This window comes from Gordonia sp. IEGM753, assembly GCF_050321825.1.
Taxonomy (GTDB): Bacteria; Pseudomonadota; Gammaproteobacteria; order Pseudomonadales; family Pseudomonadaceae; genus Aquipseudomonas.
The window spans coordinates 32,587-46,444 of the sequence record NZ_JBNQGB010000008.1 but is presented as its reverse complement, the minus strand read 5'-3'; the positions used below and the strand labels follow the sequence as shown (position 1 = coordinate 46,444).

Genomic DNA, 13,858 nt, shown 5'->3' with positions numbered 1-13,858 from the left:
GGTTCAGTGATGGGGCAGTATCGGCTCGCGGCGTAATTTGTCGCCGGCGGGATTGACCGCCTCGCGCAAAAAGCCGAAACCGGTGCGTCGGTCGAGACGAAACAGGGTGTTGGTGACGTACACGTCTTCGCGCAAACCGACCACTTCCACCACTTCGCTGACGCAGCGGCGGCCATCGGGCATGCGCGTCAGCTGGATCACTACGTCGAGCGCCGCGCAGATCATTTGTCGCAAGGTGCGTTCGGCGATGGCGCGGCCGGTCAGGCCCACCAGGGTTTCGAGGCGCAACAAGGCATCTTGCGCATTGTTGGCGTGCACGGTGCTCATGGAACCGTCGTGACCGGTGTTCATCGCGGTGAGTACATCCACCACTTCGACACCCCGAATCTCGCCGAGGATAATCCGGTCAGGGCGCATTCGCAGGGCGTTGCGGATCAAGTCACTGGCCTTCACTTCGCCGTGCCCTTCAGCATTCGGCGGGCGTGTTTCAAGGCGCACAACGTGCGGATGACCGAGTTGCAATTCGGCGACGTCCTCGATAGTCACCAGTCGTTCCTGTGGATTGATCAACTGGCTGAGAATGTTCAGCAGCGTGGTTTTGCCGGTTCCCGTGCCGCCGCTGATCAAAATATTGCAACGCTTGCCCACCGCTTCCTGGATGAAATCGAAGATCGCCTGATCGATGGTCTGCATCGCCATCAAATCGTTGCTTTTAAGCATGTCCTTGCGGAATTTACGAATCGACAGGCACGGGCCGTCGAGGGCAATCGGCGGGATGATTGCGTTGACCCGGCTGCCATCGGGCAGGCGCGCGTCGACCATTGGCGAAGACTCGTCGAGCCTGCGCCCGAGGGGCGCGAGGATCCGTTGCATGACGCGTTCTACGTGGTGTGCATCGATGAAGCGCAAATCACTTTGATGCAGTACGCCGTCACGTTCGATGAACACCCGATGGGGTCCGTTTACCAGAATCTCGGTCACGGCCGGGTCGCGCAGCAGTACTTCCAGCGGACCGAACCCGGTGAGCTCGTCGACGATTTCTTCGGCCAGGCGTTCCATTTCATAGCGGGAAATCGCCAAGTGCAGCCTGGCGATGTACTCGGCAATCTTGTCGATCACGAACTGCGACAGTAGCTGCCGGGAACCTTCCAGCAGATTTTTGCCGGACTCCTCGATCGCGTCGATGATGTAGCGGTGCAGCACCAGTTTCAGACCTTCGTGATCGGTGTTGCCGACCGGTCCGCGTTGCGCTGCGCCGAACAGTTTTTCGCCGGTCATTGGGCACCTCGCAACCGGTTGAACCAGCCTGCCTTGGGTTTGGCTAATCCTTCTGAGCGTTTGGCCAGGCGTTCGCCGAGCGTGCGCAGGCTTTGGGTCAGGGCTTCGCGTGGGGCCAGTTCGAACAGGGAGACGCCCTGGTTCTTGGCGTTCAAGCGGATCTCGGGACTGAACGCCAATACCGCAATGACCTCCATGCCGAAGCTCTTGCCCAGCGTGTCCGAATCCGGCGCGACGTTGCGCAAGTAGCGGTCCACCAACAGCCGCGCGTGATCAAGCTTCATGCCTTTTTCGCGCCACAGATTAAGCACCGCCAGGTTGCGCCGGCAGTCGAGTACGTTCTGATCGGTGTACCACAACAACTTGTCGCAATGGCTGACGAAGGTGCGCAGGGCCTCGCTGTCGGGTTGGCCGGTGAGGTTCACCACGATGTGCTGGAAGTGTTGGCGCAAAGCACTGAGCAGCATGTACAGCTCGGCAGCGCTGGTACGTTCCAGCGGCTCATCGTTGGTGGCGTAGGCAAGAATCCGCAAGCCACCATCGTTGCTGGTGAAGGCACTGTCGATCAGCGTTGTATCCAGGCGCCGCAAATGCCGCAGCGCATCACCGAAGTGAAACGAACTTTCCAGCCCAAGCAACGCCAGGCTGTCGCCGCGTGGCAGGCCCAGATCCAGCAACAGGGTTTGCTGGCCGCTCTTCTGCACCACTTGCGCCATGTGATTGGCCAGCAACGCGCCGTCGGCGTTGCTTTGCACACCATAGAGCACGGTCAAGCCACCCAGTTGCGTGTTCGGCGCCACGGGTGGCAGGCGTTTGCTGAGGCGTCGCACCAGGCCTGCTACTTCGCTGGAGCGCGAGCCGTAAGCGACAAAATCACGCGCGCCGGCACGCATGGCATTCAGCACAAGCTGATTATCCATCCCGTCGCCCAATGCGACGATGGCGAGCATTGGTTTGGCCTCCAGCGCACCTTCGATCAATGCGCTCTGAGCCACCACGTGTTCACGATCCAGGCCGACGAACACCAGGCTGGCGAAGGTCACGTCCACCAGCGCCAACAGTTCATCGAGGCTGCCGCCGCCAGCGCTGACCACTTGGCCCAACGGGGCGAGCGCACCTTGCAGCCACTCAAGGTCAGTGGGATTGCGGGTGATCGCCAGGAAGGTCTGGCTAAGGCTCTGGCTCATTGCGATAACCCACTGCGTTTGTCGAAATTCCCGTCTTCGAGGAAATACATGCGGTAGAAATTGGGGTCGTAGTTACGCAGCTTCTCACCGGGCAGCGAAGGCAACTGTGCATTGGCGGCCAGCGGCTGCACCAGGTGCGGAGTGACGATCATCAACAGTTCGCGCTCTTCGCGGTTAATGTTCGAATCACGGAAAAACGCGCCCAGAATCGGGATGTCGCCCAGGCCTGGAAACTTGTTCACCTGCGAGCTGTTGCGGGTGCTGATCAAACCGCTGATGACAAAACTTTCGCCATCGGCCAGGGAGATGCTGGTGTCGGTGCGCCGCACCGTCAGCGCCGGAACTACCGTGCCGGCGATCTGCACGCCGTTGCTGTAATCGAGTTCACTGACTTCCGGCGCCACTTTAAGAGCAATGCGATTGCGCCCGATGATGGTTGGGGTCAACGTCAGGCGAATACCGAACTCCTTGTACTCGATTGATACGTTATCGCTCCCGGAGCTGGGCACCGGGATCGGGATCTCGCCACCGGCCAGAAAACTTGCGCTCTGACCGCTTAAGGCCACCAGGCTGGGACGGGCCAGAGTGTAGGCAAAGCCGCTGCCCTCCAAGGCATTGATCATCACCATGGTTTTGCCGCCAATCCACGAGAAATTGAACTGGTCGTTGTCCACCGGCAACCTGGGCGTGACCACGCCGTTAATCGTGGGCAGGGTGTTGGGTGAACCAAACAGGAAGTTGCCACGGGTGCCGAAAATCGAGGTCGACGCTTCCTTGAGTTTGGTGCGGCTGACTTCGACAAAACGGATATCGGTTTGTACCTGCGCCGGCAGCGACAAGTCTTCGGAAGGCGCTACCGCTGCGCCGATCATGGCGGCCGTGGCTTTACCCTGGACGAACACCATGCTTTGGCGCGGCGCAGTGGAGCACGCGGTCCAGACCATCAGGCTGGTTGCGCCAGGTGCCATGCCGGTCAGCAGGAAGCCGTCGGTGCCCGTGGCGTGTACATCGGCGATCTTCGGATCACCCACCGCCAGGCGCGTGATTGTCACGGGTGATTGCAGCTGCTGCTGCAACCCTTCGCCCACCTCCAGCACGGCGGGTAACGGCCCCAATGCCGAGCAGTTACCTGAGGCAGCCAAGGTGTTTTCGACAGGCACTGTCGCCAACATCAGGCAGCCGAGCAGCGGGTACAACAGCGGCATGGTACGACTGGGCATGTAGCTGCATCCTTGCTTGATCAGGGAGTTTGTTGGGAAACCTGGTTGCCGCGAATGACTTCCACGGCGCGATGCGCAGTGGCCGCGTTAACGGTGTGGGTGGCAGCAGGTTTCGGCGCGCCGGCCAAGGCCAGTTGGGTGAACTGGAACAGGCTGTTGTTAGTGGCTGCCAATTGCCCGGAGGTGTCGTTTTCTCCTGCCCAGTATTTGGCCAGGCGTTGCTCTTCACTGCTGCGCACGGCCAGGCGCAATGTGCCGACCTGAGTCGCCAGCATCAGCCGGCTCAGCAATTGTTCGGGCACGGCCAGCAGCACCGTACGCGCGGCGATCTTGCGCTGGTCTTGTTTGAGTTTTTCTTCGGCGCTTTGGGCGGGCGTCGCAGGCTTGCCGTCGTTGGTCAGGCCCAGCTGATCGCCCACGCCCAACACACGCATGGCCGGCACGACAATCTGCGCCGACTGCTGCAAATTGCTGGTGTCCTGATGCAGGTACAGCAACACGTCGACGTAGTCTCCCGGCGCCAATTGACCGGCCGCGCCGATCACTTCATCGACGGCGACGGCTAGCGCGCGTTCATCGCTGTGAATCATTCGCGCCAGCGTACCGCCGGCTTCGAAGCTGTCATTGCTGAGCCAGGTGCCGGCAGTGAGCACGCGCCACGGTGTGCGGCCGACAGCCTGCTCGATAGTGCCGAGGCTTCCTGCCGGCGCACTGCGCAGTTTTTCCACGGCGAGGTCGGCAGCGGTCAGGGGCACGAACGGCGCAACGTCGTGCACCAGGACCACCACGGATTGACGGGTCTGGTCTTCGGCACTGGCAACGGTTTTTTCGAGGGTGATGGGGGCGCTGGGTGCGGTGGCAGGTTCGGGGGCTGGCGCCGGTGCGCGGCTGAGCATCAAGCCCCAATATCCGGCGATGACAGCACCGATCAGCAGCAGCGCGGCCAGGCCCATGGTGACGCGACTGTTCATGACGGCTCTCCCTTTCCGACTGCAAAACTGTCCCGTGATCCCGACGGGATGATGGGTGATAGGCAGCTCTGAACATTCCAACTATTTCGCTATTTGAAGGTAGCGCAGCTAAGACGAAACGCCATTAGACCTGGCGAAAATAACCTTCAGAATCTGCGAACTGACCGAAATGGCGGATTTTTTTGCCTTTATATAAGCCACTAATCCTTTGTGATTAATCCGTTCTTACAGTTGCTGGGGTTGGGTTTGTTGACAATGCTTTGGTGGCGAAGAGGAATCATGTCGCAGTCTGTAATGCTGGGCCTTGGGGCCTAAGGAGTAGTTTGATGATCCTTCAACTTTACGTAAAAACCCGGGTATTTTTTGAAAGCACCGAAGGGGCTTCAGCGCTTGAGTATGCGATCGTTGCGGCAATGGTTGCGGTGATGGTGGTGGGGTTCATGACGCCGATCGGTGATCGGGTGTTCGCTATTTTCACCAATCTTAATACTGCAATCCAAGGGACTGCGGTGACTAAACCGGTGCCTTGAAAAAAACCGCCATTCCCGTGTTCGTGGGCTACTGTGGTTTAACCTGGGTTTACGGCATCGGTACTCCACATGACAGTCACTTCACTCCCACGCCAGCAGTTGCTTTTGGTCGACGACGAAGAGGATGCGCTGCTGGAATTGGCGGAATTATTGGAGGGCGAGGGCTTCAGTTGCTTTACTGCAACGTCGGTCAAACTCGCCCTGCATCATTTGACTCGACATCCGGATATTGCGTTGGTGATTACTGATTTGCGCATGCCGGAGGAGAGTGGGATGTCGTTGATCAAGCGGTTGCGTGAGCATACTTCGCGTCAGCATTTGCCGGTGATTGTGACGTCGGGGCATGCGGACATGGAAGATGTGAGTGATATGTTGCGGTTGCAGGTTCTGGATTTGTTTCGTAAGCCGATTTATCACGTGCGGTTGTTGGAGACGTTGAATAATTTGTTTCCTCAGCCGAAGTTGGGGGTTGTTGGGTCTTGATCGGTTTTGGTGTGTGTATCCGTTGTTTTGGTGATGGCTGATTATGGTTTCGCCCTTACGGCGAGTCCCTTTTGTCAAACGCCACAAAAGGAACCAAAAAGTCTTGCCCCAGCGTACGGCACGTCGCTTCGCTCGGTGTTCCCTCGCTCCGGTATTCATCTGGGGGCATCGCCTCCGGTCTGCTTCGCGACGACCTCCTCTCGATGTGTGCGGCTTCGCCGCCCGGCGCTGCGCGCCTCCCCCCCAGATGAACACCTCCACTCGGCCTGCCGAAGGGGCCTGTGTATCAAGGTCAAGTTCAAGAGCTTGCAGGCGAGCTAACGCTCGGCCTGTTGAGTGGTTAGGGGCAAGAGCAACGGCTTGTGCGGGGGAATATGGTTTTTCGTTGATGTTGTAGAGACTGGCTTGCCGGCGATGGCGTCTTTGAAGTCGCTATCACCGGCAAGCCGGTTTCCTACAGGTTCGTGTTGATACCCGAGCCTCGGCGTTCATCACCGATCCGGTTTGCGTTGTTACCCGAGCCCGGAATTCACCACAGATCCGTAGGAGACTGGCTTGCCAGCGATGGCGTCTTTGTGAAATCGCTATCACCGGCAAGCCGGTTTCCTACAGGTTCGTGTTGATACCCGAGCCTCGGCGTTCATCACCGATCCGGTTTGCGTTGATACCCGAGCCCGGGAATTCACCACAGATCCGTAGGAGACTGGCTTGCCAGCGATGGCGTCTTTGAGATCGCTATCACCGGCAAGCCGGTTTCGTACAGGTTTGCGTATACCCGCCCGAATCGTAAATCCATCACGAATCTGTGCCCCCGAATTGTGGGGCTTGCGCGATCCGTAGGTGCGTGGTTTGCCCGCGATGGTGGCCGCGGGACGCCCGGTTTTATAGCTGGTAACTGAAGCTGATGCTGTAGCGCGGTCTGCGGTTGAAGGTGTCCAGTGCTTCGTCTGACATGGGTTTGGCGGCTTCGAGTGCGATGTTGTAGTACTTGGCGTCGCCAAAGCGCAGGCCAATGGCGGCGGAGGACAGGTTGTTGCCTTTGACCGGCAGTTCGTTGAACCAGGTTTTTGAGCGGTCCAGTACCACGTAGGGTTGCAATACCTTTACCCAGTTTCCGTCGCGGTTGAAGCTGTAGTTCAGTTCGTAGGCAACGCCCCAGCCTTTATCTCCCGAGGCTTGGTCGTCGGGGTAGCCGCGGCCGAAGTTTTGGCCGCCGAAGACCGCGCGTTCGCTGTCGGGCAGGGTGTCGTCGCTCCAGTACAGCGCGGCAGATAGCACGCCTTGCCAGTTGTCGAAGAACTTGTCGCTCTGGACGCCCGATAAGCGCAAGCGGAAGAAGTCGAGGTCGATGGCGCTGTTGTTGGTTTTTGCGCCCATGCCGTTGGTGCCTTGGTACAGCCCACCGCTGAGGATGCGCAGTTGTTTTTCGTCAGCCTTGCGCCAGTCGCTCTCGAGGGCGAGGGCGCGGATGTCGGTGCGCTCTTCCACATTCAGCGGCAAACCGATGACCTGGTAGCGCGTTTTGTCGTTGACCGCGTACAAACGTGCGCCGGCGCTCAGGAGTTCGTTGGGCGAGGCGATGATCGGGTGGCTGAAGCCGATGGAGTAGCGATCGTTCTCACGGTGTGGCTTGAGTTCCAGGCCATTGTCCAATTGCACATTGGTGCCCGGGTCTGCGCGATAGCGTGAAGCAGAGAGAGCAAGTTGAGTGCCCTCGGCATTGAGGAACTGGTTGTAATCGAGGCGGTAGTAATGCTCTTCGTCATCGCCCGGCGGGAACAGTCCGCTGAGACTCAATTGCTCTCCCATGGCGGTCTGGGAATTGCTGCTGATGCCAAGCAAGGCCTGGGTGCCGTTGCGGTTGTCTTCGGTGGTGCTGAGGCTGCTGGTGAACGGTTTGCGACTGGCCTGGGCCACCAGGTACGCAGCGCCGTCAGTGGTGCCCGGAGGCGGCACTTGTGCTTGCAAGGTGACCCCGGGAATGCGGCTCATCAACGTGGTGTAGCGCTCGAAAGTCTTGCGGGTCAGTGGCCGCTCGGCCTGGAGTTTGGCCACCAGTTTATCGAGCAGGCCTTTGACCCGTCCGACATCGCCCTGCAGTTGGTAGTCCTTGATGTATCCCTCCACCAGCACCACTCGCACCACGCCGTTATCGAAAGACTGCTGTGGCAAAAACGCATAGGACAGCAAATAACCGTCCTGCTGATAACGGCGGGTGATGCTGCGCGTGGCTTCGATCAGATCGGCAAGGCTGGTTTCGTGGCCGAGCAAGGGTTGGTAGAGCGCCGCCAGTTCGCTCAGCGGGTAGACGGTGCCGCCTTCGATCTGAATGTTTTTGATCGTGACCTTGGTGTCCATCATCAACGGTTGCGCCTGCGCAGCCCCGGGTTCCGGTACTTGCAACGGCGTGGTCGTGGGGCGGTAGGCGTCGGCAGGCAGATTGGGAACAGGCAAGTTACGAATGGTTTCGTTGCTGTTGAGAAAGCTTGGCAGGGTATCAGCGAGAGCGCAGGAACTGACGGTTAGCAACAGCAAAGAAGCCATAACGCGCATAGGACACTCCATGGTCAAATCGCAACATTCCGTGCATCGGCAACTGTCTCAACCAGCGCCACGGCCTGTCATGCTCCAAAAGAAAAAACGGAAGACTCATTCGAATCTTCCGCCTTCAACCAAGCGTAGGCGCTGCAGGTTCGGCCGTCGACTCGGCCAGGTGCAATTAGTGTTTATTGCCCGACAGGCCACTGGTAAGACCGTTGAGAAGACCGGTCACGCCACCGAGCCCACCGCCAGTACCGTTCGTTGCGCCACCGACAGCGGCGACGGTATTGCCCACTGTGGTCACTGTATTTCCGAGTACGGTGGTGACAGGGTTGGCGTTGCTGGCAGCAATCGAGTTGCCAAGGCTTGCCACCGCGCCGCCAGTCTGTCCGGTCAAGCCTGAGACGGCGCCGCCAAGGTTACCCAAGGCGCCTGTGCCACCTGAAGCACCGGCGTTTTGAGTGATCCCGGTGACGATATTGGTCACTGGGCTGAGGACGGTGCCGAGGCCCGAGCCAGAACCGTTAAGCCCGCCGCCGACCGATACCAGCAGACCGCCGCCAGTGCCCGATGTGGTGCCGTTGGATAGCAGGCCGCCGGCTTTGCCCACGGTGGTGCCGACGTTGCTCAGGGCGCCACCGACCGTGTTGGTCAGGGCGTTGCCATTACCGGCAGTGGTGACTTTGTTGCCGACGCCGTTGACGGTGTCGCCGACTTGTTTGATCAGACCGTTGACCGGGGTGCCGAGGCCGGTTGCGTCGCCGACTTTGTCGGTGGTGTTCTCAACCAGGGCAATGACCGGCACCAGTTTGTTGCCGACCTGCGAGGTGACCGAGCCCAAGGGGCCGGTGGTGGTCGCGGTGCTCAGTGTGTCGCCGAGCATGGTGACTTTTTCGCCGACGCCATTCAGTACTGGCGCGACTTTGGTCACGACACCCCCCACCAGCGGGATGCTGTCGGTGGCGGTGGCCAGTTTGCCGCTGACATCGGAAACGCCGTTGCCCACGTCCTGCACCACGCCACCAACCGAGGCGGCGGTGACGCCCAGGCCGTTAGGGTCGGTGCCCAGTTTACCCAAGCCGTTCGCCACGCCGTCACCGAGTGTGGTGACTACATTGCCGGCAGTATTGGCCACGCTTTGCACAACACCGCCGACCACCGGAACGGTGCTCAGGGAGTCGCCGACCTGGCCGACGCCATCACCCAGGCCGCTGACGGTTTTACCGGTGTCCTGGATCAATGTGGTGGTCACCAACGGCGTGACGGTCGGGTTGGTTGGATTGGTCGGGTTAGTGGGATCTGTCGGATTGGTTGGGTTGGTTGGATCGGTGGTGCCACCGCCAGTACCACCGGTACCGCCTGTGCCACCGCTGCTGCCACCCGTGCCGCCGGTACCCGCCGTGGAGCCGTCCGAAGCGCTGCCGGAGCTGCTGTGATGACCGCCACCGCCACTGCTGCAACCGGCCAGGCCGAGAGCGAGGATGAGCGCCAATGCTGTTGCTGATTTGCACCACACTTGAGTTTTCATGAGGGGTATTCCTTGCACCTGTTACAACGTTCGTTGTCTTCGATGGCCTGCCGATTCTGTCGCCGGCAATGCCTTCGTCCGTTGTTCACATATCAATCGCAAGGGCGTTTTCACGCCATTCTCAAGTTGGTATTAACGCCTTATATACGGGTGCGCATTTGCTGCCTAAGGACTAATCCTTTAGGCATGGATTTCGGCTTTGTAAAAAAGGAAATTCGTTTTAAATCAACGGATGGGAAATTGAGAGTGGTGTGCGGTGCGGGCGGAAAAACTTAAGTTATATAGTCGTAATTAACCAGGTTGCGCCGCCAGGAGTCGCTTGCGAAACGGCTCCTGGCGGGGCAGGTTCACGCAATAGGTCGCCAATGCCCCACCATGTGCTGCAGGTCTGCGGCACCGTTCAACTGGAAGTCGCCGCTTGAACCTGCGGCGCTGGCGAGCAAGGTCACTTCGCTGGGCAGCCGTACCGGTTTCTTGAACTGCACCGCGATGTCGAGGTTGGCCGCTGGCAAGTGGTCGGCGAGTGCTGCGAGGGTTCGCGCCTTGTTCCACAACCCGTGAGCAATCGCCGATGGGAAACCAAACAGCTTGGCACTCATGGCGCTCAAGTGAATCGGGTTGTAGTCGCCGGAGACTTTGGCGTACTGCCGGCCAATGTCCGCAGGCGCTTTCCAGCGTGTGATTTCTGTCAGCGCCATTGTTATCGCCAGGTTTTCCTCGAGCGGTTCGCCCTCAAGTTTGACGCCTCGGCAAAGCATCTGGCTTTCGGCCTCCCACAACGGGCCGATTTGATCGTCCAGCGAGGTCACCACATCAAACGTGGCCCCTTTGGCATGCGGTTGCAGATTTTGCACCTGCACGCTGACCCGCACACGGCTTACGCCGCCCATGGGCCGCAGCACCCGAATACGATTGCTCAGGTGAATCAGCCCCAGCAGAGGAAATGGAAACTCCTTCGCGGTGAGTAATTGCATCTGCAAGGCGAAGGCAAGGATGTGCGGATACGTGGGCGGCAGCAGGCCATTGTCGGCAAAACCGCAGACCTTGCGATAAGCCGCCAGCCGTTTCGGATTGACGTCTACCCAGCACCTCAAACCTGAGTCGGGCAGGACAGTGCCGGTTATTTTGCGGCGTGTTGCCGCATGCACGTACAACGCGGGCAGGCTGGGTTCGCTGCTAAGTGTGTGCCAGTCGGTGATCATTTTACGCTCCCAAAACACTTTGCCCGCAAACGCGCAACGCTTGTCCGGTGAAGGCGCCGGTGCCGGGTTGCGCCAGCCATGCCACCGCTTCGGCAACGTCTTGCGGCAAACCGCCCTGGCCCAATGAGCTCATGCGCCGGCCCGCCTCACGCAGGGCAAAAGGAATATGCGCGGTCATTTGGGTTTCGATAAATCCTGGGGCCACTGCATTGATGCTGATACCGCGCTCGCTCAACAGAGGAGCCCAGGCTTGCGCCAAACCGATTAGCCCGGCCTTGCTTGCCGCGTAATTGGTTTGCCCGCGATTACCGGCAATGCCACTGATTGACGCCAGCAGAATCACCCGGCCGTTGTCGTGCAAGGTGCCGTTATCGAGCAGGGCTTTGGTCAATACCTGCGGCGCGTTCAGGTTAACCGCGAGCACCGCATCCCAGAATTCCGGCGTCATGTTGGCCAGGGTTTTATCGCGGGTGATACCGGCGTTGTGCACCACGATGTCGATGCCGTCGGGCAGGTGCTCGATCAGTTGTGCCGCGGCGTCTTCAGCACAGATATCCAGGGTGATGCTGTGCCCGCCGAGTCGTGCCGCAAGCGCATCAAGATCGGTTTTAGCCTGGGGCACGTCCAGCAGGATTACCTCGGCACCGTCGCGCGCCAGGGTTTCGGCAATCGAGGCGCCGATGCCGCGTGCGGCGCCGGTCACCAAGGCCTTGCGTCCGGACAGCGGCCGCGTCCAGTCCTGCACGGGTGTGTCGCAAGCCGTCAGGCGAATCACTTGCCCGGACACAAATGCGCTTTTTGGCGAGAGGAAAAATCTTAATGGGCCTTCCAGTTGATCTTCGGCGCCTTCGCCGACGTAGATCAATTGCAAGGTGCCGCCACTGCGCAGTTCCTTGGCCAGCGAGCGGCTGAAACCTTCCAGTGCGCGTTGCGCGCTGGCGGCAAAGGGATCGCTCAATGTCTCTGGCGCCCGCCCGAGGATGGCGATGTGTGCACTGCTATCGAGGTTTTTCATCAGTGGCTGAAAGAACTCGCGCAGCTGTTTGAGTGAGTCGGTATGGACCAGTTCGCTGGCGTCGAAAACCACCGCTTTCAGTTTTGGGCCATGGCCAGGGATCCACGCAGTGGCCATCGATGGTTCGGTGCCATAGCTGTAAATCGCATCGGTCAGACGGTGGGCGAACGTGCTGACTTTTTCCGCCAGCGCACCGCCGCCGATTAGCAGGGCACCGTCTACAGGCCTTAACCGGCCGGCCTGCCAGCGCTCCAGACGAACCGGCGACGGCAGCCCCAAAGCACCGATCAGGCGATGGCCAAGGGAAGAATTGGCGAAGTCGATATAACGGTCAGACATGGAACGCACTCCGGCAGCTGGGGTTCAAAGTGTGGACCATGAATGGCGATCAGTCGTTCGATTCGCTAGATAAGGCCTACGCTTGAACCACTGCAGAGTGGGACATTCGGGGCGCTGAATACCTTTTGGGGAGCGAGCTTGCTCGCGATTGGGTTGGCACATCCCGTAATAATTTTATCGATACACCGCTATCGCGAGCAGGCTCGCTCCCACAAGGGACGGTGTTTCAAACAGCTATTAAAAGGAGCTTTTCATGACTCAGCTGCGCCGCGTCGCGATTATCGGCGGTAACCGAATTCCTTTCGCCCGCTCCAACGGGCCGTACGCCACTGCTAGTAACCAGGCAATGCTTACCGCCGCACTGGAAGGTTTGATCGAGCGTTTCAACCTGCACGGTTTGCGCATGGGCGAAGTGGCGGCGGGTGCGGTGCTCAAGCATTCACGTGATTTCAACCTGACCCGAGAATGCGTGCTTGGCTCGCGGCTGTCGCCGACCACGCCTGCCTATGACATTCAACAGGCGTGCGGCACAGGGCTGGAAGCGGCGTTGCTGGTGGCGAATAAAATTGCCCTTGGCCAGATCGACTGTGGCATTGCGGGTGGCGTCGATACCACGTCCGATGCGCCAATCGGGGTCAATGAAGGGCTGCGCAAAATCCTCTTGCAGGCCAATCGCGCCAAGACCACAGGCGACAAGCTGAAAACGTTCCTGCAATTACGCCCTCATCATTTAATCCCCGAACTGCCACGTAATGGTGAGCCGCGCACCGGTCTGTCGATGGGGCAGCATTGTGAGCTGATGGCGCAAACCTGGAATATTCCACGTGCCGAGCAGGATCAACTGGCACTGGAAAGTCACCAGAAAATGGCCGCCTCATACACCGAAGGCTGGCACAACGATCTGATGACTCCGTTCCTTGGCCTGACGCGCGACAACAACCTGCGCCCGGACCTGACCCTGGAGAAACTCGCCGCACTGAAACCGGCGTTCGAAAAGAGTGCCAAGGGCACGTTGACGGCGGGTAACTCCACGCCGCTGACCGACGGTGCATCGCTGGTGTTGCTGGGCAGTGAAGCGTGGGCGCAAGAACGCGGCTTGCCGATCCTCGCGTATTTGCGTGACGGCGAGGCCGCCGCCGTGGATTTCGTCAACGGCGCCGAAGGCTTGTTGATGGCGCCGGTGTACGCAGTGCCGCGTTTGCTGGCACGCAACGGCCTGAGCTTGCAGGACTTTGACTACTACGAAATTCACGAGGCCTTCGCGGCACAAGTGCTGTGCACCTTGAAGGCCTGGGAAGATCCCGAATACTGCAAAACGCGCTTGGGACTGGACGCGCCACTGGGTTCGATCGACCGTAGCCGACTCAACGTCAAAGGCAGTTCGTTGGCTGCCGGGCATCCGTTTGCCGCCACCGGTGGGCGTATCGTCGCCAACCTGGCCAAGTTGCTCGACGCCGCCGGAAAGGGCCGTGGACTGATCTCGATCTGCGCGGCTGGCGGTCAAGGCGTCACTGCAATCATCGAGCGCTGAGGCCTTACCCAGGGGCTCAGTTTTGGCCAGGGG

Annotated in this window: 11 protein-coding genes; 3 read left to right on the top strand and 8 right to left on the bottom strand. The window is 59.6% G+C overall.

Annotation, left to right across the window (positions count from 1 at the left end):
* Positions 1 to 3 precede the first annotated feature (3 nt).
* From ACQR3R_RS27465 to cpaB, 4 genes are read right to left on the bottom strand one after another with little or no spacing between them, the layout of a single operon-like run.
* Positions 4 to 1,278 carry an ATPase, T2SS/T4P/T4SS family gene (locus ACQR3R_RS27465; RefSeq protein WP_428277311.1) on the bottom strand — a complete coding sequence of 425 codons (1,275 nt, stop codon included), beginning with the start codon at positions 1,276 to 1,278 and terminating at the stop codon, positions 4 to 6.
* The gene (locus tag ACQR3R_RS27460) at positions 1,275 to 2,465 is read right to left on the bottom strand and encodes an AAA family ATPase (protein WP_428277309.1); all 1,191 of its coding nucleotides are present in this window, start codon (positions 2,463 to 2,465) and stop codon (positions 1,275 to 1,277) included. The genes ACQR3R_RS27465 and ACQR3R_RS27460 overlap by 4 nt, the downstream gene beginning before the upstream one ends.
* Positions 2,462 to 3,685 (bottom strand): pilus assembly protein N-terminal domain-containing protein, encoded by a 1,224-nt coding sequence (locus tag ACQR3R_RS27455; protein ID WP_428277307.1) that lies wholly within the window; start codon positions 3,683 to 3,685, stop codon positions 2,462 to 2,464. Before ACQR3R_RS27455 ends, ACQR3R_RS27460 begins: the two co-directional genes overlap by 4 nt.
* Positions 3,686 to 3,705: 20 nt before the next feature.
* Positions 3,706 to 4,656, bottom strand: a complete 951-nt coding sequence (cpaB, locus tag ACQR3R_RS27450) for a Flp pilus assembly protein CpaB (RefSeq protein WP_428277305.1) — start codon at positions 4,654 to 4,656, stop codon at positions 3,706 to 3,708.
* Between the two features lie 326 nt (positions 4,657 to 4,982).
* Here cpaB and ACQR3R_RS27445 point away from each other — a divergent pair, with 326 nt between their 5' ends.
* Both ACQR3R_RS27445 and ACQR3R_RS27440 read left to right on the top strand, forming a co-directional pair.
* Positions 4,983 to 5,186 carry a Flp family type IVb pilin gene (locus tag ACQR3R_RS27445; protein WP_428277303.1) on the top strand — a complete coding sequence of 68 codons (204 nt, stop codon included), beginning with the start codon at positions 4,983 to 4,985 and terminating at the stop codon, positions 5,184 to 5,186.
* 105 nt (positions 5,187 to 5,291) lie between these two features.
* Positions 5,292 to 5,669 (top strand): response regulator, encoded by a 378-nt coding sequence (locus ACQR3R_RS27440; protein WP_428277301.1) that lies wholly within the window; start codon positions 5,292 to 5,294, stop codon positions 5,667 to 5,669.
* 882 nt (positions 5,670 to 6,551) lie between these two features.
* Here ACQR3R_RS27440 and ACQR3R_RS27435 read toward each other — a convergent pair.
* From ACQR3R_RS27435 to ACQR3R_RS27420, 4 genes are all read right to left on the bottom strand, one after another.
* Positions 6,552 to 8,222, bottom strand: a complete 1,671-nt coding sequence (locus ACQR3R_RS27435; RefSeq protein ID WP_428277299.1) for a POTRA domain-containing protein — start codon at positions 8,220 to 8,222, stop codon at positions 6,552 to 6,554.
* A gap of 166 nt (positions 8,223 to 8,388) precedes the next feature.
* Complete coding sequence (locus ACQR3R_RS27430) at positions 8,389 to 9,738, bottom strand: collagen-like triple helix repeat-containing protein (protein ID WP_428277297.1); 1,350 nt, start codon at positions 9,736 to 9,738, stop codon at positions 8,389 to 8,391.
* Positions 9,739 to 10,085: 347 nt separating this feature from the next.
* Positions 10,086 to 10,940 carry a MaoC/PaaZ C-terminal domain-containing protein gene (locus tag ACQR3R_RS27425; RefSeq protein ID WP_428277295.1) on the bottom strand — a complete coding sequence of 285 codons (855 nt, stop codon included), beginning with the start codon at positions 10,938 to 10,940 and terminating at the stop codon, positions 10,086 to 10,088.
* A gap of 1 nt (position 10,941) precedes the next feature.
* A complete protein-coding gene (locus tag ACQR3R_RS27420) occupies positions 10,942 to 12,294 on the bottom strand; it encodes a 3-oxoacyl-ACP reductase (protein ID WP_428277293.1) in 1,353 nt (450 codons plus the stop codon).
* Between the two features lie 253 nt (positions 12,295 to 12,547).
* Between ACQR3R_RS27420 and ACQR3R_RS27415 the strand changes: the two genes are divergently transcribed.
* Positions 12,548 to 13,825 carry an acetyl-CoA C-acetyltransferase gene (locus ACQR3R_RS27415; RefSeq protein WP_428277291.1) on the top strand — a complete coding sequence of 426 codons (1,278 nt, stop codon included), beginning with the start codon at positions 12,548 to 12,550 and terminating at the stop codon, positions 13,823 to 13,825.
* The last annotated feature ends 33 nt before the right edge of the window (positions 13,826 to 13,858 follow it).

Bases quoted from the DNA above. Each gene is read 5' to 3' on its own strand.
- ACQR3R_RS27415 (WP_428277291.1), top strand. From the start codon at position 12,548: ATGACTCAGCTGCGCCGCGTCGCGATTATCGGCGGTAACCGAATTCCT.
- ACQR3R_RS27430 (WP_428277297.1), bottom strand. From the start codon at position 9,738: ATGAAAACTCAAGTGTGGTGCAAATCAGCAACAGCATTGGCGCTCATC.
- ACQR3R_RS27445 (WP_428277303.1), top strand. From the start codon at position 4,983: ATGATCCTTCAACTTTACGTAAAAACCCGGGTATTTTTTGAAAGCACC.
- ACQR3R_RS27455 (WP_428277307.1), bottom strand. From the start codon at position 3,685: ATGCCCAGTCGTACCATGCCGCTGTTGTACCCGCTGCTCGGCTGCCTG.
- ACQR3R_RS27420 (WP_428277293.1), bottom strand. From the start codon at position 12,294: ATGTCTGACCGTTATATCGACTTCGCCAATTCTTCCCTTGGCCATCGC.
- ACQR3R_RS27465 (WP_428277311.1), bottom strand. From the start codon at position 1,278: ATGACCGGCGAAAAACTGTTCGGCGCAGCGCAACGCGGACCGGTCGGC.
- ACQR3R_RS27435 (WP_428277299.1), bottom strand. From the start codon at position 8,222: ATGCGCGTTATGGCTTCTTTGCTGTTGCTAACCGTCAGTTCCTGCGCT.
- cpaB (WP_428277305.1), bottom strand. From the start codon at position 4,656: ATGAACAGTCGCGTCACCATGGGCCTGGCCGCGCTGCTGCTGATCGGT.
- ACQR3R_RS27460 (WP_428277309.1), bottom strand. From the start codon at position 2,465: ATGAGCCAGAGCCTTAGCCAGACCTTCCTGGCGATCACCCGCAATCCC.
- ACQR3R_RS27425 (WP_428277295.1), bottom strand. From the start codon at position 10,940: ATGATCACCGACTGGCACACACTTAGCAGCGAACCCAGCCTGCCCGCG.